The following is a 24,389-nucleotide window of genomic DNA, read 5'->3' as shown; positions in this document are numbered from 1 at the left end:
CGCCTGACCTCACTACGGGTTGCAATAGTCGCACCATTGCGGGTCGGCGGTGGCCTGGCCACGCGGTATCCGGGTCCTGTGGGTACAGCGTCCGCAGCCGTGGAGGTCCGCGGCGATCAATGCGGTCGCTGATCTACAGTCGGAACAGGGAACGCCGCGTTCGATGTCTACCTGACCGAACCCAGGTGCTTGACACAGGGAGCAGGGTGTAGCGAGGCGACGAGCCATCTGATAACTCAGCCTGCGAATCGTCTCTGCCCGCGCTGGCGATTTGTGCGCTCGGTAGTCCGGCAGAATCGTGACGGTGGACTGGTCCGTCAGAAGCATGTCGACGGTTTCCTCGAGGTCGCTGAGTTGCGTGAAGTTCTTGTAGACAGTCAGGTGATTATCGTTTGTGCTCTGCACGATTACTCCCTGTTCGGGGAATCCCGCGGCTGACGCGAACGCGAGAGCGCTGTCGGCGTTGTCGACGCGTCTGCCTCCAGGCAGCGCGGAGATATTCACGGCGCCCTCGACGAGTTCCAACCCCAGGGTTTTGTCGATGAACAGGAGAATCTCCGTGTTTTCAACGAGAGGACCGAATCCGGAGCTGAAGCTGCCTTCGGAGGCAAGTCCAAGAGTGGTGCCGGCGATCTGCATACCCAGTCGCGCTTTGGCGCGGGCTGCCGAGCGGGGGCTGAGGGTGCGTGGGATATCGCCGGCGAAGGTCCCGAACTGGTCAGTGTTCAGGCCCCCCGCAGCGCTGACTGTCGCGCCGAGAATGTCGTGGAATGCCTGTTGGGCGAGGTGCTCCTTGCCGTGCATGGTGGCGAAGGTGATCAGGCACCCAGCATAGTAGGCGTGGGAGGAAGTCATTGGAAGTAGTCGGGCCTTGAGACGTAGGTCTCGGCGACGAACATGACGCCGCTGGAGGTGTTCAGCAGCTCGCGCACGGCGTTGATGAGTTCGTCGGCTTTGTCGGGGGGCAACACGGTGATGAGCATGGTGAGGGTGTCGTACTCGTTGAAGAGCAGGGATCCAGAGTGTTGTCCGTGGTGTCCGATGCCGGAGACACCGGAGACGGAGGTGTACCCGGTGGCGCCGGCGGAGGAAACCAGCTCGCGGATGGCGGGGGCGTCGCGCGCAGGCACGACGATCTCCAGTCGGGTCATCTTGGTGAGATTGTTCATGTGTGTGGTCCTTCCATCGGGGTGGCAGTGGCGGCGGGAGTAGCGGTTGCGGTCGCTGTGAAGCCGTAGGCGGTATAGCGGTGCCAGAGGGCAGCGGGGTGATCTCGTGCGGTGAGGGTGATCCAGTCATTGTCGAAAAGATCTCGCAGGACTTGGTTGCGCGAGATGATCTCTCCGATGCGGGCCAGCGGTGCTTCCACAACGACGGTGAGGCGCATCGGCTCATGGAACAGCTCCGTGCCCAGACCCACGGATTGCCACGGCAGGCCGCGGCGGAGGTCGCCGCTGTGGCCCGAGATCACGCCGAGTGTGCCGATGGCGTTGTGGATGGTTTTCGTTCCTGCGCCGAGAGTGTCGGGGTTCAGGGCTGTGAAGTAGTACTGGTGGTTGATCCACTGCGCCACGACAAGGGGGGCGGTCATGATCGTCTCCAGGGCGGCCCCGGTGGGATCCAGTTCGGTGCGGTAGGAGTGCAGGAACACCCGCCGGCCCAAATCAACGTTCCTGGTTATATCGCGGGGTCCGATGATCATGGTGGCGTTTCCCGCCAACCCGAGCTCTGGATACACCTCAGCCCAGTCGTGGGCACGTCCGCGCAGTCGTGCGGGGGAATGCCGGGGTGATGCTCCCGGTAGGTGCCGGGCGCGTTCGGTCACCAATTTGTCCGCCGCGGTGCGCTGAAGCTGCTCGAAGCGGTCTGCCGAACTCGTGTGGCTGTCGGGGATCAGGTGGCGGTCGAGCACGGTGACCATGTCGCTGACGGTGTTGTGTTCGGCGGCCACGAAGAACGTGTCGAATGGAATCGGCAGCCCGCGGTCGGCGAGCAGCAGTCGCACCTCGGGGTCGTTGAAGATGGCGGCGGCGGCGCGGGCGTTGGCGTGCCCCGGATTACCGCCGCACGCGCCGCAGTCCAGTGCGGACTGGTAGAGGTTGTTCTCCGATTCGGAGCCGTGACCTGCCAAAACGACCAGCGGGGCGAACTGGGACAGGCCCATCATCCGCAAGGCCGTTTCGGCCAACGTGGCACGCTCGTCCAGCGTGAACGCGTTCGCGATCGTCACGTCACTGCGCAGGTCCCGGGGCGAGAGGGAGAGGGCGCGCACGATCCGTGCGTGGATGCGCGGGGTGAGGGTGCGCAGGATGCTGATGCCGCCGTAGAACCATCCTGCCGTTTCCGCGAACGCGAACGGTGTCGCCGCTGTCGAGTCCGCCGTATGCACGGCATGCCGCAGGGCGTCTCGGAATTTTCCAGCGGCAACGACTCTGTGTGCTTGTTCGTGGTCGACGGGGATCTCGGTGATGTGGTGGCGCGCGCTCAGCAGTGCCGGGAGCGAGTCGATTGCTCCGCGCGCCTGGTAGCGGGCGAACCGGATGGGGACGCCGAAGAAGCCGGCGAAACCAAACGTCTCGACGGAGGAGCTTTCTTCGAGGTGGCGGCGCAACCCCTCGGACCGGGGGTCGATGCACATCACCAACTGCACGTTGCGGCCGTCCCGGGTCTCGACGGTGGAGCGGAGTGCCCCGATCAGGGCGGTGCGGTAGTTCAGTTCGTAGGCTTTCTGCCAGGTGTACCGCTGGTCAGTTATCGGATGGGTGGACAGAACCCGAGCGACCGCGGCGACGTCCTCGCGGCTCGGCCGTGCGGCGGTAAGCGCCTGCGCAACCCGTTCGGCCCGCAACCAGAACGGTGCCGAGGTCAGCGTGGTGTGGTCGCGCTGTGCCGTCTGTGTTGTCTGGTCGGCTGCTGGGGTAATTCCGAGCGCAACCTGGACCGTGAATCGGACGGCCAGGTACGAGGTCAGGTCGATGTCGCCGACCTTCTCGGCCCGCCATTTGATGTGCCCGACCCACCCGGGCAGGTGCCCGAGTGCGGTCCGAAGGGCACGTGGGACGTCGGCCGCCGTGATGCCGAGGCGTTGCAGGGCGTGCGCCAGCGCCGCGTCCGGTTCGGGCGAAAGTGTGGTGAGGGTGCGCCGAACCGTGCGGGGGAGGGACGGATCGAGGCAGGCCAGGGTTCGCCAGGCCCGGTAGAACCCGTCGGCATGGTGTGGCATGGGCCACGCCGGGTCCGGGCACAGATAGCCGGCAACCCAGACGGCCAGGTATTCATCGAGCCACGTCAGCTCCGCCACCGCAACCGGTTCGGGCTCAGGTGCGGCTGCGACCAGGCGCATATCGAGTTCGGCAACCCGGACCGCGGACACGACTGCGGTGCCGATCCGCAAGCGTCGGTCGGCCAGCTGGGGGATACGTTCGAGGAGTGCTGCGTCGATGTCATCACGGGTGATTCGACCGCGCTGATAGTCAGCCAGGTAGGCGCTCCCGGGGCGGGTGGTTGCCGCCTCCGCGGTTGTTTCGGTCTCGAATGGGTAAGATTCGCGGCCGGCTAGCGGGTTCACGGCGATGAAGGAGTCCAACGGCCAGGCCGGAACGATGTCGTGGGCGGCGGCAGCGACCTGCGCGCGTAGGATCAGACTCACAGGGGTGCTCCAGTTCTGATGGGGTTACGGGGCAGGGAGACGGCAAGTGCGGACGTGTAGACACGATCGCGCAGCCAGACCGCACCGGTGCTGCTTCGAGCCAGCAGCTCGACGGCGATCAGGCCGACCGCGGGCAGAACGAGCAGCCAGCCAGGGGCCCCCTGGACCGGCACCCCGGGTTCCAGTGCTCCCGTGAACAGGTGCAGGAAGGCTACGTAGCCGATTCCGACGGCCGCCGTCACCGTGGTGCCGACCACCATCGTGCGGATCGAGAAGTGGGTTGCCAGTGCCACGGCCAGGGTGACGCCGGCGGTCAGGGCGACGAACGCCAACAGGCCGATGCTGGAGGGCGACACGGCGGGGGAGAGCACCAGTTTGGCTGCCACGAGTACGGCAACCGTTACGGTCACGGAGATGGCCACCGCAAGGCCCGCCACCAGGCGCGACGGGGCTGTGCGGGTGGGAAGGTCGCGGTCGGTGGCGTGCTGTCGCACTCCGGTTCCCGCGCCGAGGAAGAGTGTCGATTTGTACAGGGAGTGGGCAACCAGGTGGAAGATTGCAGCCGCGAACAGACCCAACCCGCAAGCCATGATCATGAACCCCATCTGCGCCATCGTGGAGAATACCAGTCGGCCCTTCACGTCCGGGCGTGCCAGGCGCACCGCCGACGCGAACACCAGGGTGGCCGCGCCCACCACGCAGACGACGATCATCACGGACCGGTGAGGGGCGATCGCCGGCGCGAACCGCAGAAGCAGGATGGCGCCCGCGTTGACCACCCCGGCATGCAACAGCGCAGAGACCGGTGTCGGGGCGCCGAGAGTGAACGGCAACCAGCCCTGGAATGGGATCTGGCTGGATCGGGCCAGGGCGGCGAGGACCAACATTACCGCGAGGGTGAGCTGGGCCGGCGCGCTCAGGCCGGACGCACCGGCGCCGAGCTGATCGAAGGACACGTCCCCGCCGGCACCAACGAGCAGCACTGCCACCGCGAGGAGGAACGCGGTGTCGGCGGCACCAAAGCGAACCGCGGTGCGCCACACACCCTCCCGCGCCTGTGCCAGCGGCCAGTAGGTGGCCAGAAGCAGCACAAGTGCGGCGCCGGCGCCGACCCAGGCGCACGCGAACAGGGCCACGGACCCTGCACACACCATCAGCACGGTGAACCCGGTGAGCAGGTTCGCGGTCACCACGAACCAGACCTGACGAGGATCCCCGCGCAGGTAGCGCACGGCGAACCCCTGAATGAGGGAGGACAGCCCCAGAACGAGCATCGACATGATCAGTGCCAGGGCATCGAGTTGCAGGCTTGTCTCCCCGAAGCCCACCTGGATTGAACCCGTCCACAGGGTCGACACGGCAATGGCGACGGCTGCCGTAAAGACGAACCCCAGACCGACGACCGCCGCGGCAATGCGAGCGACCAGATCACCGCTCCGGCCGAAACGCCCGGCGATCGCTGAGGCGAGCACGGCAACCCACGGCCCCGCCAGGACCATTGCCACCGTCGCATTCTCGTTCAAAGCTGCTCCTTCTCTCACGATTCATAAAACACGAAAAACATAGCACGCATCGAGTGTCGGGATTCACGTGTGAGGAAACAATGGTCAGTTGGGTGAGAATAGGAGAATGGCGCAGTGGACGTTTTTAACCAATCACGCGCACGTGCTGTTGTGCGTGGCGGAGAACCCGAATGTGCGATTGCGCGACGTCGCGGCCCAGGTGGGCATCACGGAGCGGGCGGCTCAACGCATCGTCACCGAACTCGAAGACGCCGGTTATCTCGAGCGCGAACGGGAGGGACGGCGCAACATCTATCGCCTCAACACGGGAATGCCGCTTCGCCACCCTCTGGATCGTGGTCACCGCATCGGGGAATTGCTGGCCGCCTTCGCCAACCCCGAGGCTGCCCCGAGCGGCCTTGGCCCACAGGGATAGTGGTTTCAGGAGTCCGGGACAACCGACGCTAACCGAGCGGGAAATCGCGGGTCTCGCCGGGCGCAAGCACGGCCTCTTTGCCCTCGACCCGTATCCGGATCGGAGCGGCGCCGCCTGCCCGCAGCTGCAGGCGCACGTTGCCGGGAGTCAGCTTCAGCCGGATCGGCTGTTCCCGGTAGTTGATGGCGAAGGTGACCTCCGCGAGCTCCTTCGGCAGCACGGGATGCAGCCAGAGCATGTTCTCCCGGATCTCCAGCCCGGTGTAGCAGCGCACGACCATGTCGATCGATCCGGCCATCGCGCCGAGGTGGATGCCCTCGTGGGTGGAGCCGCCGAGGATGTCGCCAAGGTCGCTGTCGAGGGCCCGGGTCAGATAGTCCCACGACCGTTCCCGGTCGCGCCGGGCGTCCAGCCAGGAGTGCACCACGTTGCTGAGCGTGGAGCCGTGCGTGGAGCGTGCCGAGTAGAACTCGACCGTTCGCACAATCGCCTCCGGCGGCAGTTCGTAGCCCATGGTCTCAAGCAGTTCGCGCAGCTCCTCGGCGGAGAGCAGGTAGAGCAGCATGAGCACATCGGCCTGCTTGGAGAGCCGGTAGTTGTTCGTGCTGTCGCCCTCGGCGTTGAGGATCAAGTCGAGGCGGGCGATCGAGGGATACCGGGCCCGGTAGGCGTCCCAGTCGAACTCGGGCAGGCCCTCGTAGCCCTCGAACTGGCTGATCACGCCGTCGGCGTGGAACGGCACCCGCAGCCGCAGGCTGATCCGGGCCCAGTGGTCGACCTCGTCCGGCCGCAGTCGCAGCCGGTTCCAGAGGGGCCCGCAGTACCGGTTCTGCAACAGAGCCACGGTGTCGACCGCGCGGTGCAGTACCCACGCGGTCATCACGTTCGTGTACGCGTTGTTGCGGAGGCCGTGGCCCGACGCCCCGGGGTAACCGTCGTGGAACTCGTCCGGCCCCATCACCCCGTCAATGTCGTAGCGGTCGTCCACCTCGTCGTAGCGGGCCAGGCTGGCGAAGAAACGAGCCACTTCGAGCAGCATTTCGGCACCCTGCTGAATCAGGAATTCGGTGTTGCCGGTGGACTGGTAATACTCCCAGACGCTGTAGGCCACGGCGAGGCCCACATGCCGCTGGTTCTGGGAATTGTCGGGCATCCACTGCTGGTTCAGCGGGTTGAATAGGTTCGTCGGGGTCTCCTCACGCCCGTCGATGCCGCTCTGCCAGGGGAACATCGCGCCCTCGCGGCCGATGCCCCGTGCGGCCGCGCGGGCCTCGCCCAGGCGCCGGTACCGGTAGCCGAGCAGGGCGCGGCTCAGGTCGGGGCGGCGCAGGGTGAGAATCGGGTAGACGAACAGCTCGTCCCAGAAGACGTGCCCGCGGTACCCCTCGCCGTGCAGCCCTCGGGCCGGCATGCTCGCGTCGAGGTCGGCGTCGACGGCCGCCACCGTCTGCAGCACGTGGAAGGTGTTCAGGTTGAGCGCGAGCGACTGGTGATCGCTCGCGCGCATGCCCACCGCGAACTCGTCCCAGAGCACCTGCCAGGCCCGTTCGTGCGCCTCCAACAGGTCCGCCGAGTGCGGCAGGCGCCGCAACCAGATGGCCACCGCCCGGGCCGGCGAGGCGATGGCCCGGTCGCGGGAGGTGGTGACGACGACCGTCTTCTCCACCCTGACCGGATGCCCCGGCTCCAGATCCAGGGTGAACTCGTGCGCCACCCAGCCGGCGTCGTCGGTGAGCAGGTGCCGCGGGGGCTCGACCGGCTGCTCGTCCCTCCGCACCCGGGTGCGGGCCGCCAGGGCGATGTGGATGCCGGACTGCGTGGTCTCCATCTCGAGCAGCACGGTCTCGGCGCCGATTTGCGTGCCGGTGTGGGGAATCAGGTGAGCGTTGGTGAGAAGCCGGTCGGCGGCAACATTGCGGTTGAAGACCCGGCCCTCGAGGGCCGAGCGCACGGTCACCGGGCCGGTCCAGTCCTCCGCCTCGAACGTGGTGTCGAGCACGGCCACATGCGGGGCGGCCTGGGACACGAACCGCCGGGAGGTCACCCGGGTGGTGCGCCCCGCCTCGTCGCGCAAACGGATGACCCGGGTCAGCACGCCGCGCCGCAGGTCCAGCTCCTGCAGATAGGTGACCAGCTCGGTGTGGCCGACGTCGAACCAGTCCCCGTCGGCCACCCTGAATCCCAGCGGCAGCCAGTTGGGGGCGTTGACCAGGTGCTCGTCTTCGACGGTGCGCTCGCCGAGGGTCGTCTGCACCCGGTTGTAGACGCCGGCGAGGTAGGTTCCGGGGTAGTGCACGCCGTCGTCGGTGGACTCGGCCGCCGCGCCGCGAGTGCCCCAGTAGCCGTTTCCAAGTGTGCAGAGCGCCTCCCGCAGCCCCTCGGTCGCGGGGTCATAGCCGATGTAGCGCAGCAACCACGGGTCGCTGCCGGTCTCGCCTCCGGCCCAGCCGCGGTTCTTCCCGGTCAGAGCGGGGTCCAGGCCGGCCAGGTCCAGGTCGGCGAGGTCGGTGAGCACGAGATCGGCGCCGGCCGAGCGCAGCCGGCTGTCGCCCGTACGCTCCATGCCGATGACCAGGGCGAATCCGCCGCGCGCCGCGGCCTGCACCCCGGCCTCGGAGTCTTCGACGACCACTGTGCGGTCCGGCGTCACGTGCAGTCGCCGGGCCGCCTCGAGGAACAGGGCCGGGTCGGGTTTGCCGGCCAGGCGCATCCGCACGGCGTCGGTGCCGTCGACCGTGACGTCGAATAGGCCCGTAAGGCGCGCCGCGGCCAGCACGGCGGCACTGTTGCGGCTCGCTGTCACGAGGGCCACCGGCAGCCCCTGCTCTTTCAACCGGCGCAGCAGCGCCAGCGTGCCGGGGAACGCCTGCACGCCGCCGACGGCGAGCTCGCGGGTGAACAGCTCCTGCTTGCGGCCGGCGAGAGCGTCGATGGTCGCCCGGCCATGCGTCAGTTTGATCCCGCGCGAGGCCAGGAACGCACGGATGCCGTCCTCCCGCGCCCGCCCGTCGACGTACCGCCGGTAGTCGCTCTCGATTTCGAACGAAGGCACTGGCGACTTCGTCAGCCCCGGCAGCGCCTCGTCGAACAGGGCCTTCCACGCCCGGGCGTGCACGGCGGCCGTGTCGGTGACCACGCCGTCGAGGTCGAAGATCACGGCGTCGAAGGCGGCGCGGGCCGGGTGCGGCGGCTGGCTCGGCTGGTTCATGGGCGCTCCTCTGGGCCGTGAATGCCTGGCCGTGACTGCTCGGCCCTGAATGTGGACATAGTACGCAGGGTGGTTGGATATGACCCATGACATCCACACCGGACTACATCGACGATTTCGCCGAGTTCATCACCGCCTCCCCGTCGTCGTACCACGCTGCCGCGGAGGTTGCCCGCCGCCTGGACACCGCCGGCTTCGACCGGGTGAGCGAAACCGAGGAGTGGTCCGGTGCGCCCGGACGGCGCTACCTCGTGCGCGACGGCGCGGTCGTCGCCTGGGTGCAGCCGGACGGGGCCGGCCCGACGACACCGTTTCGCATTCTGGGGGCGCACACCGATTCGCCCGGTTTCAAGCTGAAGCCGAAGCCGACCATCGGCGCCCACGGCTGGCTGCAGGCCGGGGTCGAGGTCTACGGCGGTCCTCTGCTCAACTCCTGGCTCGACCGCGAACTCGAACTCGCCGGCCGCCTCACCACCATCGACGGCACCGAACACCTCGTGCGCACGGGCCCGTTCTGCCGCATCCCGCAGCTGGCCATCCACCTGGACCGGGACGCCAACGCCGGCCTCACTCTCGACCGTCAGCGGCACCTGACCCCGGTGTTCGGGGTGGGGGAAACGAGTCAGGCCGACCTGGTCGGGCACCTGGCGGGCCTGGCCGGGCTGGCGGGAGAGGAGGTCGCCGGCTACGACATCCTCACGGCCGACACGGCCAATCCGGCCCGGTTCGGCCTCGGCCGCGAACTCTTCGCCGCGGGGCGCATGGACAATCTCTCCTCGGTGCACGCCGGCCTGGTCGCCCTGATCGGAGCCCCGGCACCGGCCGGTCAGATCCTGGTGCTCGCGGCCTTCGATCACGAGGAACTCGGTTCCGAGACCCGAACGGGTGCGAGCGGGCCGCTGCTGGGCGACATCCTGACCCGGATTGGGGCAGGACTCGGGGCATCCGTCAGTGATCGCCTGCGCGCCTACGCCGGCTCGTGGTGCGTGTCGGCCGACGCGGGTCACTCGGTGCACCCGAACTACCCGGAGAAGCACGACCCGGCGAACATGGTCGTCGCCGGGGGCGGACCGCTGCTGAAAATCAACGCCACCCAGCGCTACGCGACGGATGCGGCGGGTGCGGCCCTCTGGGCCCGAACCTGCGCGCAGGCCGGCGTGGAATACCAGGAATTCGTGTCGAACAACACGGTGCCGTGCGGCTCCACAATCGGCCCGCTGACCGCCACGCGGCTCGGCATCCGCACGGTCGACGTGGGTATCCCGCTGCTCTCGATGCATTCCGCCCGCGAATTGTGCCACGTGAGCGACCCGGTCGCTCTCCGGAAGGCGATCGGCGCGTTCTTCGCCTCGGAGGTCTAACGGCAGGCCGCGCATGGCTGGCCGGCGACGAACTCGTTCGGGGTGCCGCGGGGCGTCACAGCGCGTAAGCCGACTGGCGGACCCCATGCACGGGATGCCCGGAGCGGGACTCCACGAGGTCCTTGTCATCGGCGAGTTCGCAGTCGCCCTCGTGCACGATCACCGGCCAGACGATGCGCCGGTCGGTTCCGACTTGGGCTGTGCCGCCGATCCCGCACTCCCGGCAGTGGACGGTGAGTACCCAGTCGTTTTGTCTCATGCTTGGAGGTTTCCTCACAGAGAGGAAATCATCAAGGGGGTGTACTTTCACCCCGCGATATGCAAAACAGTTCAGCGTATGCTGATGCGGCCCAGAAGGTGCTCGGCAATCGCTCGGTAGCCTGCGTCATTGGGGTGGAAACGATCGCTCGTGCCGCCGAAGACATCCCGTCCGGCGGGGCCGCGATTGGCCTCGATCAGATAGAGGTCGTAGAGGCTGACGAAGGCGCCGCCTTCTCGGGCGCACTCGTAGTCGATGATGTCGTTGTACGCGTCGGTCTCATCCGCGCTGCCCCAGGTGCCAACGCAGACGAGGGGGACGCCCGGAGATTCGGTGTGCACGCGGTCCAGGAGTGACCGGTAGCTGAGCGCGAACTCGTCGGGCGCGGTCTGGTCGAGCACGTCGTTGGTGCCCAGCTCGACCACGGCCAGGTCGAGGTTCTCCGGCACATCGACCAGCCTGGATACCGTGCGGGTGGTGGCACCGGCCCGATTCTTGTGGAATTCCTGAACCGGGCCGCCCTCTGCGAGCGCATCGACCATCAGCGGACGGAAGCCCAGGTCTTGCAGTTCCGCGTTGAGGCCGTAGCTGATCGAATCGCCCACGAACAGCACGCGCAGGGGGCGGTCAGTGGGGCGGGTCACCTGCACGTCCCCGTCGGTCTCCGAGAGGTCGGGGTTGACGGCTGCGAAGATTCCCAGTGAGGTCAGAACGAGGGCAGCCAGCCCGATCACCAGCAGTCGGAAGGGAAAGCGGCGAGTGCGAGTCGCGCCCGTACGCGAGAGGTCAGGGCGCGGAGGCATCCGTGCAGTCTAGGCGGGGTTCTCGGCGGAGAGACGCGCGATACGGGCCCGGGCGGCATCCTCTGAGGTCGACGACCGGCCAAGGAGCAGGCGCACCAGGCGGAGAACGGCTCCGGTGCCCCAGACCACCGGGAGCAGGGAGCGCCGCAGGCCGAGCAGCTCGCGGTATTCGCGGGGGATCGAGGCGACGGCGCCGGCGAACATGACCCGGTAGAAGGGCATCATGGCGGGCCGGAGCGGAGGATTGCGAATGAAGCGCACCGCCTCGGCCACGCGTTCGTCGCTCTTGAGGATGCCGGCATCCTTGAACGCATCCAGCTGTGCCTGCAGTTCGGACGCGGAGCGCGGCGGATTGTGCACGCCGACGAGTTCTCCGGCCTTGGCCCATTCGCGCACGTAGCCATCGGCCCCGCCGGGGATAGGGTCGCCCCAGAGTGTGTGCGAGGCCAGGAAGGCGTCGGTGAAAACGATGTGCACCCAGGCGAGCAGTTCGGGGTCCCCGGCGGCATAGGGGCGCTCGATGCCGTGGGCGTCGCGGTAGGTGCCGGTGACCCGGTCGTGGAAGCGCCCCACGCGGGACGACTCGTGCTCGGCCAGGGTCGTGTCGGCGAAGGTCACGGTGACGAGCCACTGAATGGTGCCGGAGAGCCGTCCGAGCGGGTCTTCCCGATAGCGCGACCAATCGTGCACGCCGGCCATCGCGCCGGGATGAAGGGTCTGCATGAGCAGGGCGCGGATGCCGGCGACCATCGTCGCCATCCCACCATGCACGGCCCAGGAGGCGGAGCCCGGACCGAAGAAGCCGATATCGTCGCCCTGTTCGATTTTTTCGACCCACTGCGGGCGACCAGACCCGTTCCCCGAAAAGGTCACCAGAAGATGCGACCGCCAACTGTCCACGAACCTGCCCATGGTCCGAGGCTAACCCGTCGCGGCTGGGCATCGGCCTCGAACCTTGCGTGCGGCAAAGCATCTAAACTCGAAGCCATGGCAGTGCCTCGCTTTCTGTTCGCCGACCAGCTCGGCCCGCATTTCGACGACGGCGGACCGATCCTGATGGTGGAGTCCGTCGGCGTTCTCGGTCGGCGCCCCTACCATCGCGCCAAGGCGCACCTCATTCTCAGCGCCCTCAGGCACCGGGCCAGGGAGCTCGGTGATCGGGTCGAGTACCTGCGCGCCGAGCACTACCGGGATGTGCTGGCCGGCCGGGACCTCGAGGTGGTCAACCCCACCTCGTGGGGTTCCCGCGCGCTGGTTCACGAGCTCGGCGCGCGGGTGCTGCCCAGCCGCGGCTTCGTGACCAGTGAAGCCGACTTCGCCGTCTGGGCCGCGGGGAGACCGCCGTCCCGGCTGATCATGGATCAGTTCTATCGCCGTGCACGCACGGAAACCGGGCTGCTCATGCGCGGGCCCGATCCCGAGGGCGGCCGGTTCAACTTCGACCACGACAACCGTCAGCCGCCGCCGAAGGGAGCGGTGGGCCTGGGGCTGCCCGACCCCTTCCATCCGGTTGAGGACGACATCGACGAGCAGGTGCGCGCCGACCTCGACCGGTGGCAGGCCGAGGGGCGCATTCGACTGATCGGCGAGGACGGACCCCGCCGGTTCGCCGCCACCCGGGCGGAAGCGCTTGTGGCGCTCGCCGATTTCGTCGAGACGCGTTTGAGCGACTTCGGCCCCTTCGAGGATGCCTCGCTGCTCGGGGATGAGACGATGGCCCACGCCAGGCTGAGCGTTCCCCTTAATTTGGGGCTGCTGCATCCGCGGGAGGTGATCGACGCCGTAGTCGCCGCGTACGAGACCGGGGGAGCCCCACTGCAGAGCGTGGAGGCCGTGGTGCGCCAAATCATGGGCTGGCGGGACTGGGTTTGGCACCTGTACTGGCACCTGGGTGAGGACTACGTGCGGCGCAGCAACAACCTCGAGGCGCGGGTGGCCCTGCCGCGGGAGTTCCTTGAGCTCGATGGCAGTTCCGTGCGGGCGAAGTGCCTCAGCCATGTGCTCGACGAGGTGCGCCGCACGGGCTATGCGCACCACATTCAGCGGCTGATGGTGCTCGGCAACTGGGCGCTGCAGCGCGGTTACCAACCGGCCGAGCTCACCGAGTGGTTCACGAACGCCTTCGTCGACGGCGCCCCATGGGTGATGCCCGCCAATGTGGTCGGGATGTCCCAGCACGCCGACGGCGGGATCGTCGCCACGAAGCCGTATGCCTCCGGGGGCGCCTACATCTCGAAGATGAGCGACTTCTGTGGCGCGTGCACGTTCAACCCGAAGAAACGCCTGGGCGAGGACGCATGCCCGTTCACCGCCGGGTACTGGGCCTTCCTCGACCGGGTGGAGCCACGCATCCGGGGCAATCACCGTATGGCGCAACCGCTCGCCGGACTGCGCCGCCTGGTCGACCGGGAAGAGGTCGTCGAGCAGGAGCGTGCACGCACCGAGTGGTGAGCGTCGCCCGCGGGACGCCTCGTGAGTCCGTGAGGCCCGTAGGTCAACCACAACACCGTTAGAGTCAAACTTCTCAGAAGGTGACCTGTAACCCGAGTAGCCCTCGACTTCCCCTGAGCGAGCTGCCGCGCAAGTGTGTGGTGCTGTAGGTCAGTCAGAGCTTGAGTCCAGGCACAGGGCGGCGCGGGTCGTGGAAGCCGGCGCAGGATCTAACCTGCGCCGACCTTTAATAGGTGCGCCGCGAGGCTGCAGGGGTCTGGCCGCGGATGGCGGGCGGGAGGGAGACCTCGGGAGCGCGTCATCTGGACGCGGTCGTCGCACCGAGGTTTGCTGGGGCTTGATCCGCGTCGGGAAGGGGGGGAGGAGTCCAGCGGCGGGTGGGGGTCTATCTGGGCGGGTTGCCGCGCACGCGGCTACCTGACCTCGGTCGGCCAATCGGTCACGCCGGCGAGGGCAGCCTGCAATGATAGTGCCGAAGCCCGAGCCTGCTCGGCCCCGTGGGGGTTGAAGACATCGATCGCGAGCGGCGGGCCCTCGCCGAACTTGGGGATCTCCACTTCGACGCGACCGCCGCCGACGAGCGGCACGAACGGATGCGCCGTCCCGGCATCTCGCACGGTCGACCCGGCCGCCTCCGCGATCAGCCGCAGTGCGTCGGGCTTGGTGACGTGGGTCTGGGCCACGATCGTTGCCGAGTAGTCCATGGAACTCCTTCACTGAGGCGGACATCGCGAGGAACACATCTATCGAAGCAGGCTACGGCATCCGCGGGATGGGCACCGGGCCGGTTCCGCCGTGGCGCAGCCGAACTCCTCGACCTGGTTGGTGAGCCGGAGTACCGTGGCACTGTCTGCTCACTTTCGCATCCAGAAGCTCTCAGAAGCCGAGGTCCCCATGTCGTCGCTCACCAACTACGGCCAGGCCATCGCCTCGACGACCGTCGCGCTCCAACGACTGCTGTCTTCTCCGCCGATCGGGCTGCAGGTCACGGCCTACGTGCTCGGCGCACCCCGCACCGGTGTCATCGGCCCCTCCATCAACTTGTTCCTCTACTACGACAGCCTGATCAGTTATCGGGAGGAGACCCAGAGGGGACCCAGCCGAGTGATTTCGGAGCTGCACTACCTGGTGAGTGCTTTTCCCGGCGACGACGTCGACACGGATGCCGGCAGCCACCGTGCCTTCGGTGCAGCGCGGGCCGCCATCGAACGCCATCCCGTGCTGAACGTCCCGATCGGCTCGGCAGACAACCTGCAGGTCTGGCTCTCACCCTCACCGCTGACCAACGAGGTGCTGACCTCCCTCTGGCTGGCATCCAATGCACCGCTGCGACTGTCCTTCGGCGTGATGGCCTCGTTCACCCTGGACGCAGCCGAGCGCACGGCAGTGGTCGGAACCGTCCGTGATGTCGTGAAGCTGGCCGGGGCAGGTGCGCTCGCCGTGTTCACGGGAGCGGATGCCGTGGCGAAGGCCGAGGCCGCGGCATCCGTCGCGAACGAACTGGGCAAGCCTCTCGTGACGGTGCCCCTGAACGAGGTCGTGGGAGCCAGTGCTGCCGCCACCGAGGACAACCTCGGCCGCATCTTCGAACAGGCCGAACACCGCGGCGCCGTGCTGATGATCGCCGAGTCCGACCCTCTGTTCGGGATGCGGCCGGAGGTGCTCGATGTCGACGACCCCTACTCCGGGTTGGAGATCGGATCCATCCTCGACCTGCTCGGCCAGTCACCGAGCGTCGTGATCATTGAGTTGACTCATCCGGCCGGGGACGAGCTGGCGGACCGGACCCGGGTCGAGGTGCGCTTTCCGGGGCCGGGGCCGGGGCAGGAGCCGGAGCCGGATTCCGCGTCGGCCACCGGGGACTGAGCACGTCCAGCCCGAGTTGCAGAGTTAGACCTCCCGACCGGGAGGTGAGTGTCAGGAACGCCTGCAGTGCTAGAAGAGGGCCGGGCCAGATCATGGTGGGCCTCGATTCCGTCGAATCGTCGGGTCGTCGGGACGTCGGGAAACACCTAAGACCGGTAGACACCTGTTCGTTCGCACCCGCCTACGCTGACAGGATGCCGTCTTTCCGTATCACCCTGATCATCGGTGCTCTCCATTCGGGCATCGCCCCGGACTCCGTCCTGCCGCATCTGACGGCCGCCGCCGCGGAGCTGACGACCGTGGAGGCATCCGATCTTGCCGTGGTGGCCGGTTCTCCGCGCGCGATCGTGCGCTTCACGGCGGATGACGCCGCGATGGCCCTCCGGGTCGGCGACCGAGTGCTCGTCGCGGCCCGCACCCACGTGGAGCCGGTGTCGTGGCAGGTGACCGAGCGGGTCACGACGCGCTGGTACCCGGTGCGGTGACGAGCCGCGCCCCTTCGTCGCCGCGGCGCTGCTCAGGCCGGGCCGGCGCGATGATGGTCGGTCGGTGACCGAGCTCCGACACGTTGTCCCGGGCGCCGAGAACCTGGCAGCGCTCCGTGCCCCGGTGCCACCAGAGCGAGGCCGTCCAGGCGCAGAGCAGGGCGTCGATCAGGTCTTCCCGGTGTTTGTAGGCTCGGTCGACCAACGGTGAATGCTCCGTCACCAGGGCGTCCGAGACGGGATGGGAGCCCAGGTCGAGCGGCGGCGACGCTCGGGTGAGCCCCCAGATCCGCTGGATGAGGTCATCGCAGACCATGGCCCGCGCAGTCCGGCGTTCGTCCGGCGGAAGAGAGGTGCCCATGCGCTTGTAGCGGGGTCGCTTGTCGAGGTAGCCGAACTCCGCCGCACCCACGAGCGTCGTGTAGGGGTAGCACTCGAAGAAGCTGGGGGTGGCCTTATCCATCGGCGCTAGGCCGTCGGTGTAGGTCCAGCCGGAGGCTTCCAATCGGCGGCGGATCGTCACCCCGCCGGCCCAGGGGCGGCCGAGGTTCGTGGCGTTCGCGGAGACATGCCAGCGGCCGTAGCGACTGCCGGTTTCCCGCTCGCACAGGCGCATGCCGGTGGGGTTGTTCACCACCAGGGGCGCGTCAACCGCCAGCACGGCGCCGGGTTCCCACAGGGAGTCGATCCAGCGCATCACGGCATCCGTGCCGCGGGCCCAGCCGGCGTCGAGCACCCGGCCGCTCTCGTCGATGCAAGCCAGGCCGGATTCATTGGCCGGTTTCGACGTGCTGCCTTCGGCCCAGGCCAGGTCAACTCCGAGGAATCGCGTCATGAGTTATGGATAGCACAGGGAGATGGCGGGCGCAGGTTCCGCCGAGGTTCGGCGCCCCTTCGTTGGGGCGTAGTCTTTTCGGATTGTTCAACAAAAAGGACAGAGGCCCTGACGATGACCCAGACCGAGAAACCATCCACGAACGGAAAGGTCATTGCGCTGGCAGTGGCGGGAGCCTTCGGCGGGTTTCTTTTCGGGTTCGACGCGTCCGTGATCAACGGCGCGGTGAATGCCATTCAAGACGAGTACGCGCTCACGGCGACCCTCACCGGCTTCGCGGTCGCGAGCGCGCTACTGGGCGCCGCAGCCGGGGCCTACCTGGGCGGCCGGGTCGGCGATCGATACGGTCGAATTCCGGTGATGCTTCTGGGCTCGATCATGTTCTTCGTCAGTTCGGTCGGTTCCGCCTTCGCCTTCAGCATCTACGACCTCGTGCTCTGGCGCATCGTCGGCGGTCTCGGCATCGGGCTCGCATCCGTGGTGGCCCCGGCGTACATCGCCGAGATCTCACCGCGAGCGATTCGGGGACGCCTCGGATCGCTCCAGCAACTCGCCATCACGATCGGTATTTTCTCTGCTCTGCTATCCGACGCCCTGTTCGCCAACACCGCGGGAGGCGCGGGTGAGCCCTCCCTGTTCGGGATCGACGCCTGGCGCTGGATGTTCCTGGCCTGCGCGCTGCCCGCCGCCGTGTACTTCGTGATCGCGAAGATCCTCCCGGAGTCCCCACGGTTCCTGGTGCTGAAAGACCGTGAGACGGAGGCCCGCGCGGTCTTCCAGAAGGTGTGGCCCAACGGCGATGTGGACCGCGAGATCCGCGACATCCGTGCCTCGATCAAGGCCGACACGCTGGGTCAGCGTACCGGGTCACTGCGTGGCAAGGCCTTCGGCCTGCGCCCGATCGTCTGGATCGGCATCCTCTTGTCGATGTTCCAGCAGTTCGTCGGCATCAACGTGATCTTCTTCTACTCGACCACCCTGTGGAAGGCGGTCGGCTTCGAGGAGTCGAGCTCGCTCACCATCTCGGTGTTCACCGGCCTGACCAACATCGCGGTCACCTTCATCGCCATCGCCCTGATCGACCGGATCGGACGTCGGCCGATCCTGATGACCGGTTCCATCGGCATGACGCTGTCGCTGGCCACGATGGCGATCGCCTTCAGCCAGGCGGTCACTGTGGGCGGCGAGATCAGCCTGCCCGGTGCGTGGGGTGGGATCGCCCTGGTCGCGGCCAATGTGTTCGTGGTCTTCTTCGGTGCGTCCTGGGGCCCGGTGGTCTGGGTGCTGCTCGGCGAGATGTTCCCGAACACCATCCGGGTGAAGGCGCTCGGCATCGCCGCAGCGGCCCAGTGGATCGCGAACTTCCTGATCGCCGTCACGTTCCCGACACTGGCGGCAGTCTCGCTGCCGTTGACCTACGGCCTGTATGCGCTGTTCGCGGCGCTGTCATTCGTGTTCGTGCTGACCAAGATTCCGGAGACCAATGGCATGTCCCTCGACGAGGCGAACACCCTTCTGCCGCCGAAGAACGCGGCGAAGACCGCGTCGAAGAACGCGGTGAAGCAGACCGAGGTCAGATAAGCCCGTGAAGAAGTTCTCCGACGCTGACGCCGAGCCTGGCGGCACGTTCGGTCAGACGGGCGTGCTCGTCGGCGGAGAGTTCCAGAGACACGGTGTGGGAGGCATCCGGCTCGTCGAACGCGAACAGCTCCGGATGCGACGGGTTGGCCGGGAGCTTCGGGGTGGCGGCAGGTGAAGCGACGGCCCGTGCTTTCGTGGCCGAGGTCAGCGCGGGGCGCCGAACCGGTGCGACATCGCCCTCCCGCACCCAGCCGGGGCCGGCGTTGATCGGCGCGTTCCGCTGGTACGCCTCTGACACGGCTCGGGCCCGGCTGTCCGCGGCCTCGTTGAGCGGGTGGTTAGCGTGGCCCTTGACCCATTCGAACCGGTAGCGGCGTCCGGCCAGAGCTTCGTCGAGCTCCTGGAGCAGATCCAGGTTCATCACGGGCTTGCCATCCGCCTTGCGCCAGCCCTTGGCCTTCCAACCGCGCATCCACTTGGTGATGGAGTTGATCACATACTGGCTGTCGCACAGCACGAGAAGGTCGTCGTCGAGGTGCGCGGTGGCCCGGAACAGTTCGAGCACGGCCTTCAGTTCGCCCTGATTATTGGTGGCGTGCTTCCAGCCGCCGGCGGCCCAGCAGGAATCGTTGACGAACCAGGCCCATCCGGCGGGGCCGGGATTGCCCAGAGCCGAACCGTCGGCGGCGGCGATGATCGTCATACAGTGAGCCTTTCCTGTGGTCCCGCTGGTTCAGGACCTGTCTAGTCTGCCATCGCGGACCAGATGGGCGAGTCCTCATGGCCGCGGCCACTGAGAGTTCGCGGACGGGGGTTTCCGACTGGCTCTTCCGCCCAGCCCGAACGAGTTGGTTCGGTACCGGGTGCGGCGTCCGGCCCTGGAGGACCAGGGTCCACCGGGCACAGTCAGTTTTGACCGCAGGCAGCGACACAGCCAGTCGACGAGGACTCACTCAGTTAGCCGCTGATGCAGGTGCCGGACGAGATCGGGGAGCCGAGCGTGGCGGCCTGCTCTACGACCGGGTCGACTTCCTCCATGGCGAGGGCGTAACCGAGGTTCTCGGTGGTGGTCGACTTCGCGAAGATGACGCCCGTTACGATACCGGCCTCGCTGAGCAGGGGGCCGCCCGATTCGCCATGGTCGACGTCGGCAGCCAGCGTGTAGATCTGCCGGGAGGACGGGTCCTGCCCGTAGATGTCGGCGACCAGGGCCGGGGCCACGGCGACGACCTCGGCCGGCGCCGATTCGAATGGCCCGCCGAAGGGATAGCCGCTGCTCACCGCAAGGCTGCCCGGCGGAAGATTGTCGCCAAGGGAGAGCGGGGGAGCATCGAGCCCCGACACTGCGATCACGGCGAGGTCCACGATCGGGTCGAAGTAGACGATCTGACCCGAACGGGACCTGCCGTCGGGCGTGACGACGACGGGCTCCTCCACCCCGGCGACGACGTGAGCGTTGGTGAGTACCCGTTCCGGAGCGACCACGAAACCGCTGCCGGACTGGTTCTGCCCGCACGCATAGGCGGTGCCGCTGATCTTCATCACCGACGCGCTCGCCGCGCGCAGGGCGTCGCTGTCGGTGCCCACGCTCGGCACGACCGGGGCCTCGCCGTTGAAGGCCTCCACGACACGCGGGATGCCCTCGGTCACCACGATGGAGCGCAGTTGGGCCAGGAAGCTCTTCACCTGGTCCGGGGTCAGGGAGTCGATCGAGCGGATCACGCTCGACGAGCTCACCGCCGACGACACCACGGGGACCCCGAGGGCACCGATGCTGAAGGCGATCATCGAGACCACGAGGGCCGACACCGCGACGGCTGCGCCGGCGCCGAGCACGCGGTCGACGACCCGGAGCTTGTTGCGAGTGCCCTGGGGAGTCAGGATCCTGCCGATGGAGCGTCCGAGCGAGAGGCCGCCGATCAGCAGAACAGCTGCGGCCGCGAGGGTCGCGGCCGTGCGCCACTCCGCGGCGGGAACCCAGGTGCCCACGAGCGGCACCAGAAAGTAGGCGGCGACGGCACCCGCCGCGAGTCCGGCGATTCCGGCGATGCTGCCGATGAGGCCGTTGCGGTATCCGGAAATCAGGTAGCCGAACAGAACGACCAGCAGCAACACATCCAGAAAAATTGAGAATGCCATCCGTGAACCTCGTCCTGTTGTCGGTGTCGTGCGCTTGCCCACCGGCCGCATCCGTCTGAACCAGAGTACGTGGCCAGTCCTCCCCAGAATGTGAATCCGCCGAGTCGTGCACCGACCCGGCCCGGATCGGGAGGTGGAGGCGGCTCCGGAGAGGGTGGACCCATGAACAGGACAATCGTCAAGACCAGGGAAGCACATGACTTCCTCGCGCTCGTGCCGCAGCTCGCCGGGTTCTTGCCCGAGAAGAGCCTGGTGCTCGTCGCCTTCCGTGGCAACCGTACCTGCGGGGCGATGCGGTTCAACCTGCCCGACCCTGCGGCACCGGAGAAGGTGCTCAAGCGCATCGCCACCACGCTCGTGGGAACGCTCTGCAAGATCCCGGACGTCGACGCGCTGGTGCCCGTCGTCTACAGCGACGAGAACATCGTGGCTGTGGCCGGCCTGCCGCAGGAACGCTTCGTCGAGGTGCTGTGCGCTCGCGCCCGGCTCTCCGGTTTCCTGCTTCGCGACGCCCTGTGCGTGGCCGCCGACGGGTGGGGCTCGTACTTCGACCCGGACTGCCCGGCCGGCGGGCATCCGCTCCGCGCGATCGCCGCCTCCGAGGTGCACCGGGCCATCCCCGACGAGGTTCGCCGCGACCTCGCGACGCTGCAGAGTCGCGCGGACTTGCCGGTGGTCGACCCGTCGATGAGAGAGCGGCTCGGCCGCCGGCTGGCGCGCTATCAACGCCTCGGTGGCCAGGCCGGCACAATGCCCGAACTGCTTGAGCTGGCCGGTGACATCCTCGACCCGGTGGTGGCCGCGGAGGCGGCGCTCGGTTTTGACCCGCAGAACCTGGGGCTTGACGACGCGGCCGCGTTGCTGTTCCTGATGCAGGGGCCGGCCTGCCGGGACCAGATGATGCTGCAATTCGCCTTCGGAGAGACGGTCGGCCGCAACACGCACTGCCTCAACCTGCGGTATGCCATCCTGCAGCGAGCCACGGGGCGGAGCCTGGACGACATCATCGCTGAGGAGCAGTCCGACGGACTCGACAGCCCGCACTCCCGGGTCACGAGCGACCTTATGCTCGGGCTCGGCCGGGAGCGCCCCGACCCCGAACGTATCGAGCCGGCGATCCGACTGCTGAAGGTGCTGGTCGCTCTGGCGCCGCGCACGGCCAGACCGGCGCCGCTGTGCATGCTGGCCTGGCTGTCGTGGGCGATGGGGCGCGGGTCGGTCGCCGGAATCTTCGTCGACCAGGCACTCGCCATTGACCGGCAGTACGGCATGGCTGAGTTGCTCCACACCGTTTTCGGTTCGGGGCACCTACCAGACTGGGCGTTTGCGGTCCCCCCGGACGAACCCGAAAACGCCTGAGCGGAATGCCGCTATCGAACTTTTGGCGGCAGGTAACCGGCTTCAGGCATCCGGTTGGCCGTAGCGGCTACAGGTACTTGGGCGCCTCCGACAGCACGCCGTACAGGATGTCGCCGATCTCGCTGAATTCGGCCGGGCCGATGGTCAGCGGGGGAGCGAGCTGCACGACGGGGTCTCCGCGGTCGTCGGCACGGCAGTACAGCCCGGCCTCGAACAACGCCTTGGAGAGGTAGCCGCGCAGCAGGCGCTCAGACTCGGCGTCGTTGAAGGTCTCCTTGGTGACCTTGTCCTTCACCAGCTCGATTCCGAAGAAGTAGCCCTCGCCGCGCACGTCGCCCACGATCGGCAGGGCGAGCAGCTTCTCGAGCTCGGCCCGGAAAAGCGGCGAGTTCTCACGCACGTTCTCGTTGAGCTTTTCCTCCTCGAAGATGTCGAGGTTGGCCATGGCCACGGCCGCGGAAACCGGGTGGCCACCGAAAGTGTAACCGTGATAAAAGGTCGTGTCACCGTGCTTGAAGGGCTCGTAGATGCGGTCGCTGATAATGGTGGCGCCGATCGGGGAGTAGCCGCTGGTCATGCCCTTCGCGCAGGTGATCATGTCCGGCTCGATCCCGAAGGTCGTGGATGCGAACATGTTGCCGATGCGTCCGAAAGCGGTGATGACCTCGTCGGCCACCAGCAGCACGTCGTACTGGTCGCAGATCTCGCGCACCCGCTTGAAGTAGCCGGGGGGCGGCGGGAAGCAGCCACCAGAGTTCTGCACGGGTTCCAGGAACACCGCGGCCACGGTCTCCGGGCCCTCGAACTGAATCATCTCTTCGATGCGGTTGGCGGCCCACAGGCCAAACTTCTCCACGTCGTCACCGAGCCCGGAACCCAGCTCGTCGGCGCGGTAGAAGTTGGTGTTCGGGACGCGGAATCCGCCGGGGGTGACCGGTTCGAACATTTCCTTCATGGCCGGGATGCCCGTAATGGCCAAGGCGCCCTGCGGGGTGCCGTGGTAGGCCACGTTGCGGGAGATGACCTTGTGCTTGGTGGGGCGACCCTGCAGCTTCCAGTAGTACTTGGCCAGCTTGAAGGCGGTCTCCACGGCCTCGCCGCCTCCGGTCGAGTAGAAGACCCGGTTGAGGTCGCCGGGCGCGTTTGCGGCCAGACGATCGGCTAGTTCGATGGCGCTCGGGTGGGCGTAGGACCAGATTGGGAAGAACGCGAGTTCCTCGGCCTGCTTCGCCGCCACCTGGGCGAGCCGCTTGCGGCCGTGGCCGGCATTGACGGTGAACAGCCCGCTCAGGCCGTCGATGTACTTCTTGCCGTTCGAGTCCCAGATGTGGTGGCCGACACCCTTGGTGATGATCGGCACGCCGTGGCCGCTTTCGAGCACGGACTGGCGCGAGAAGTGCATCCAGAGGTGGTCTTTCGCCTTCTGCTGCAGGGTGGCGTTCTCTGCATCCGTGTAGACGCGGGGTGTGGCCGACACCTCGGCTGTGGTGTCGCCGGTGCTGTCGGTGGCAACTTCGGCGGCGACTGCGGCGACGGGCGCGGCGGAGTCGGTGGTGGCTAATGTGATTGTCATTTTTTTTACCGTGTTCCCCAGTTGTAGAACTGCTTGTGGAGTTTGAGATAAACGAAGGTCTCGGTGGAGCTGACGCCCTCGAGACCACGGATCTGTGAATTGAGGAGGTCGATCAGCTCGTCGTCGTCCTCGCAGACAACTTCGACCAGCAGGTCGAAGGATCCGGCCGTCAGGACGACGTAGTCGACGGCCGGAATGGCGGACAGCCGGTCCGCGAGCAGTCGAGTGTCCCCGGTCGCGCGGATGCCGATCATGGCCTGGCGGTAGAAGCCCAGCTGCATCGGGTCGGTGACGGCGACGACCTGCATGACGCCGGCATCCGTCAATTTCTGCACGCGCTGCCGCACTGCGGCCTCGCTCAGGCCCACCGCCTTGCCGATTTCGGCATACGAGCGTCGGCCGTCGTTCTGGAGCTGCTCGATGATCTTCTTCGAGACCTCATCCAGTGCTGCCGGCCTGCCCGCATTGCGCCCGTTTACGCTCATCCAGCGAGTATGCCAGCGGGAGTGACCTCAGGCAAGCGATTCCGCAGCAATTCACGTCAAACACAACGGAATCCTTGGGAGTTTGCCTGGTTCAGGCTCGGTTCCCGCCGCTGGGATAGTCGCTAATGGGGAGGTTCCGCCGGCTCATCGAACCACTCGGGAGTCCCGTGAGCGCTCGCGACCTTCGCAATTTCGTCATCGGCGGCCACCGTGGATAACCAATTCGACGGAGATTTTGGTTATAACCAGCTGCTTTGGCGGGTTCAGGGCCGATCCAGCCAGAATCTCGGCTCTCCTGCTGCTTCTGTGGGTTAAACCCGGCCGGGGAGTGCGGGTTTGTGGCCGCCGAGGCTGAGCATGGCGAGGGCGATGAGGGCGATGAGGGCGTCGGGTGATT

21 protein-coding genes are annotated in these 24,389 nt (G+C 67.2%); 7 read left to right on the top strand and 14 right to left on the bottom strand.

The window, feature by feature from the left end; genetic code table 11:
* Positions 1–12: 12 nt before the first annotated feature.
* From E3N86_RS01955 to E3N86_RS01940, 4 genes are read right to left on the bottom strand one after another with little or no spacing between them, the layout of a single operon-like run.
* Positions 13–855 (bottom strand): DUF6671 family protein, encoded by an 843-nt coding sequence (locus tag E3N86_RS01955; RefSeq protein WP_166784973.1) that lies wholly within the window; start codon positions 853–855, stop codon positions 13–15.
* A complete protein-coding gene (locus E3N86_RS01950) occupies positions 852–1,169 on the bottom strand; it encodes a DUF190 domain-containing protein (protein ID WP_104099654.1) in 318 nt (105 codons plus the stop codon). The genes E3N86_RS01955 and E3N86_RS01950 overlap by 4 nt, the downstream gene beginning before the upstream one ends.
* Positions 1,166–3,649, bottom strand: coding sequence for a DUF2309 domain-containing protein (locus tag E3N86_RS01945; RefSeq protein ID WP_134511229.1), 2,484 nt, complete (start codon positions 3,647–3,649; stop codon positions 1,166–1,168). Before E3N86_RS01945 ends, E3N86_RS01950 begins: the two co-directional genes overlap by 4 nt.
* Entirely contained in the window at positions 3,646–5,172 is a 1,527-nt protein-coding gene (locus E3N86_RS01940) for a proton-conducting transporter membrane subunit (protein WP_134511228.1), read from the bottom strand. Before E3N86_RS01940 ends, E3N86_RS01945 begins: the two co-directional genes overlap by 4 nt.
* Before the next feature lie 106 nt (positions 5,173–5,278).
* Here E3N86_RS01940 and E3N86_RS01935 point away from each other — a divergent pair, with 106 nt between their 5' ends.
* Positions 5,279–5,587 (top strand): winged helix-turn-helix domain-containing protein, encoded by a 309-nt coding sequence (locus E3N86_RS01935; protein WP_104099651.1) that lies wholly within the window; start codon positions 5,279–5,281, stop codon positions 5,585–5,587.
* Positions 5,588–5,615: 28 nt separating this feature from the next.
* Here E3N86_RS01935 and E3N86_RS01930 read toward each other — a convergent pair whose 3' ends face one another.
* Positions 5,616–8,795 carry a beta-phosphoglucomutase family hydrolase gene (locus E3N86_RS01930; protein ID WP_134511227.1) on the bottom strand — a complete coding sequence of 1,060 codons (3,180 nt, stop codon included), beginning with the start codon at positions 8,793–8,795 and terminating at the stop codon, positions 5,616–5,618.
* 86 nt (positions 8,796–8,881) lie between these two features.
* Between E3N86_RS01930 and E3N86_RS01925 the strand changes: the two genes are divergently transcribed.
* Positions 8,882–10,156: a M18 family aminopeptidase gene (locus E3N86_RS01925; protein WP_104099649.1), complete on the top strand. Its 1,275-nt coding sequence runs from the start codon at positions 8,882–8,884 to the stop codon at positions 10,154–10,156.
* Between the two features lie 55 nt (positions 10,157–10,211).
* Here the strand turns inward: E3N86_RS01925 and E3N86_RS01920 are convergent, their stop codons facing one another.
* The 3 genes from E3N86_RS01920 to E3N86_RS01910 form a co-directional block, all read right to left on the bottom strand.
* A complete protein-coding gene (locus E3N86_RS01920; protein ID WP_104099648.1) occupies positions 10,212–10,415 on the bottom strand; it encodes a hypothetical protein in 204 nt (67 codons plus the stop codon).
* A 71-nt stretch (positions 10,416–10,486) separates the two neighbouring features.
* Positions 10,487–11,218: an SGNH/GDSL hydrolase family protein gene (locus E3N86_RS01915; protein ID WP_134511226.1), complete on the bottom strand. Its 732-nt coding sequence runs from the start codon at positions 11,216–11,218 to the stop codon at positions 10,487–10,489.
* Between the two features lie 9 nt (positions 11,219–11,227).
* Complete coding sequence (locus tag E3N86_RS01910) at positions 11,228–12,130, bottom strand: oxygenase MpaB family protein (RefSeq protein ID WP_134511225.1); 903 nt, start codon at positions 12,128–12,130, stop codon at positions 11,228–11,230.
* A 75-nt stretch (positions 12,131–12,205) separates the two neighbouring features.
* On the opposite strand from E3N86_RS01910, the gene E3N86_RS01905 reads away from it, so the two are divergent.
* On the top strand, positions 12,206–13,669 hold the full coding sequence (locus tag E3N86_RS01905) for a cryptochrome/photolyase family protein (protein WP_134511224.1): 1,464 nt from the start codon (positions 12,206–12,208) through the stop codon (positions 13,667–13,669).
* A gap of 413 nt (positions 13,670–14,082) precedes the next feature.
* On the opposite strand, the gene E3N86_RS01900 is transcribed toward E3N86_RS01905, so the two are convergent.
* Positions 14,083–14,373 (bottom strand): hypothetical protein, encoded by a 291-nt coding sequence (locus tag E3N86_RS01900; RefSeq protein ID WP_104170344.1) that lies wholly within the window; start codon positions 14,371–14,373, stop codon positions 14,083–14,085.
* Between the two features lie 136 nt (positions 14,374–14,509).
* Here E3N86_RS01900 and E3N86_RS01895 point away from each other — a divergent pair, with 136 nt between their 5' ends.
* Positions 14,510–15,535 (top strand): Pvc16 family protein, encoded by a 1,026-nt coding sequence (locus tag E3N86_RS01895; protein WP_134511223.1) that lies wholly within the window; start codon positions 14,510–14,512, stop codon positions 15,533–15,535.
* Between the two features lie 194 nt (positions 15,536–15,729).
* Positions 15,730–16,020, top strand: coding sequence for a hypothetical protein (locus E3N86_RS01890; protein WP_134375057.1), 291 nt, complete (start codon positions 15,730–15,732; stop codon positions 16,018–16,020).
* On the opposite strand, the gene E3N86_RS01885 is transcribed toward E3N86_RS01890, so the two are convergent.
* Positions 15,992–16,855, bottom strand: a complete 864-nt coding sequence (locus E3N86_RS01885) for a DUF429 domain-containing protein (protein WP_134511222.1) — start codon at positions 16,853–16,855, stop codon at positions 15,992–15,994. The two genes, E3N86_RS01890 and E3N86_RS01885, sit on opposite strands and share 29 nt — an antisense overlap.
* A 9-nt stretch (positions 16,856–16,864) precedes the next feature.
* Here E3N86_RS01885 and E3N86_RS01880 point away from each other — a divergent pair, with 9 nt between their 5' ends.
* Complete coding sequence (locus E3N86_RS01880) at positions 16,865–18,436, top strand: sugar porter family MFS transporter (protein ID WP_255570370.1); 1,572 nt, start codon at positions 16,865–16,867, stop codon at positions 18,434–18,436.
* Here the strand turns inward: E3N86_RS01880 and E3N86_RS17745 are convergent.
* On the bottom strand, positions 18,429–19,139 hold the full coding sequence (locus E3N86_RS17745; protein ID WP_134511221.1) for an RNase H family protein: 711 nt from the start codon (positions 19,137–19,139) through the stop codon (positions 18,429–18,431). The genes E3N86_RS01880 and E3N86_RS17745 overlap by 8 nt on opposite strands.
* 254 nt (positions 19,140–19,393) lie before the next feature.
* Positions 19,394–20,575, bottom strand: a complete 1,182-nt coding sequence (locus E3N86_RS01870) for a MarP family serine protease (RefSeq protein ID WP_134511220.1) — start codon at positions 20,573–20,575, stop codon at positions 19,394–19,396.
* 162 nt (positions 20,576–20,737) lie between these two features.
* Here E3N86_RS01870 and E3N86_RS01865 point away from each other — a divergent pair, with 162 nt between their 5' ends.
* Positions 20,738–21,934 carry a DUF4192 domain-containing protein gene (locus E3N86_RS01865; protein ID WP_134375053.1) on the top strand — a complete coding sequence of 399 codons (1,197 nt, stop codon included), beginning with the start codon at positions 20,738–20,740 and terminating at the stop codon, positions 21,932–21,934.
* A gap of 67 nt (positions 21,935–22,001) precedes the next feature.
* On the opposite strand, the gene E3N86_RS01860 is transcribed toward E3N86_RS01865, so the two are convergent.
* The gene (locus E3N86_RS01860; protein WP_104099638.1) at positions 22,002–23,507 is read right to left on the bottom strand and encodes an aspartate aminotransferase family protein; all 1,506 of its coding nucleotides are present in this window, start codon (positions 23,505–23,507) and stop codon (positions 22,002–22,004) included.
* 5 nt (positions 23,508–23,512) lie between these two features.
* The gene (locus E3N86_RS01855) at positions 23,513–23,992 is read right to left on the bottom strand and encodes an Lrp/AsnC family transcriptional regulator (RefSeq protein WP_104099637.1); all 480 of its coding nucleotides are present in this window, start codon (positions 23,990–23,992) and stop codon (positions 23,513–23,515) included.
* Between the last annotated feature and the right edge of the window lie 397 nt (positions 23,993–24,389).

The sequence above is a fragment of the Cryobacterium sp. Hz7 genome, assembly GCF_004402815.1.
Taxonomy (GTDB): Bacteria; Actinomycetota; Actinomycetes; order Actinomycetales; family Microbacteriaceae; genus Cryobacterium; species Cryobacterium sandaracinum.
Note: the sequence above shows the minus strand (reverse complement) of the source record. Positions and strands in the feature narration are given on the sequence as shown.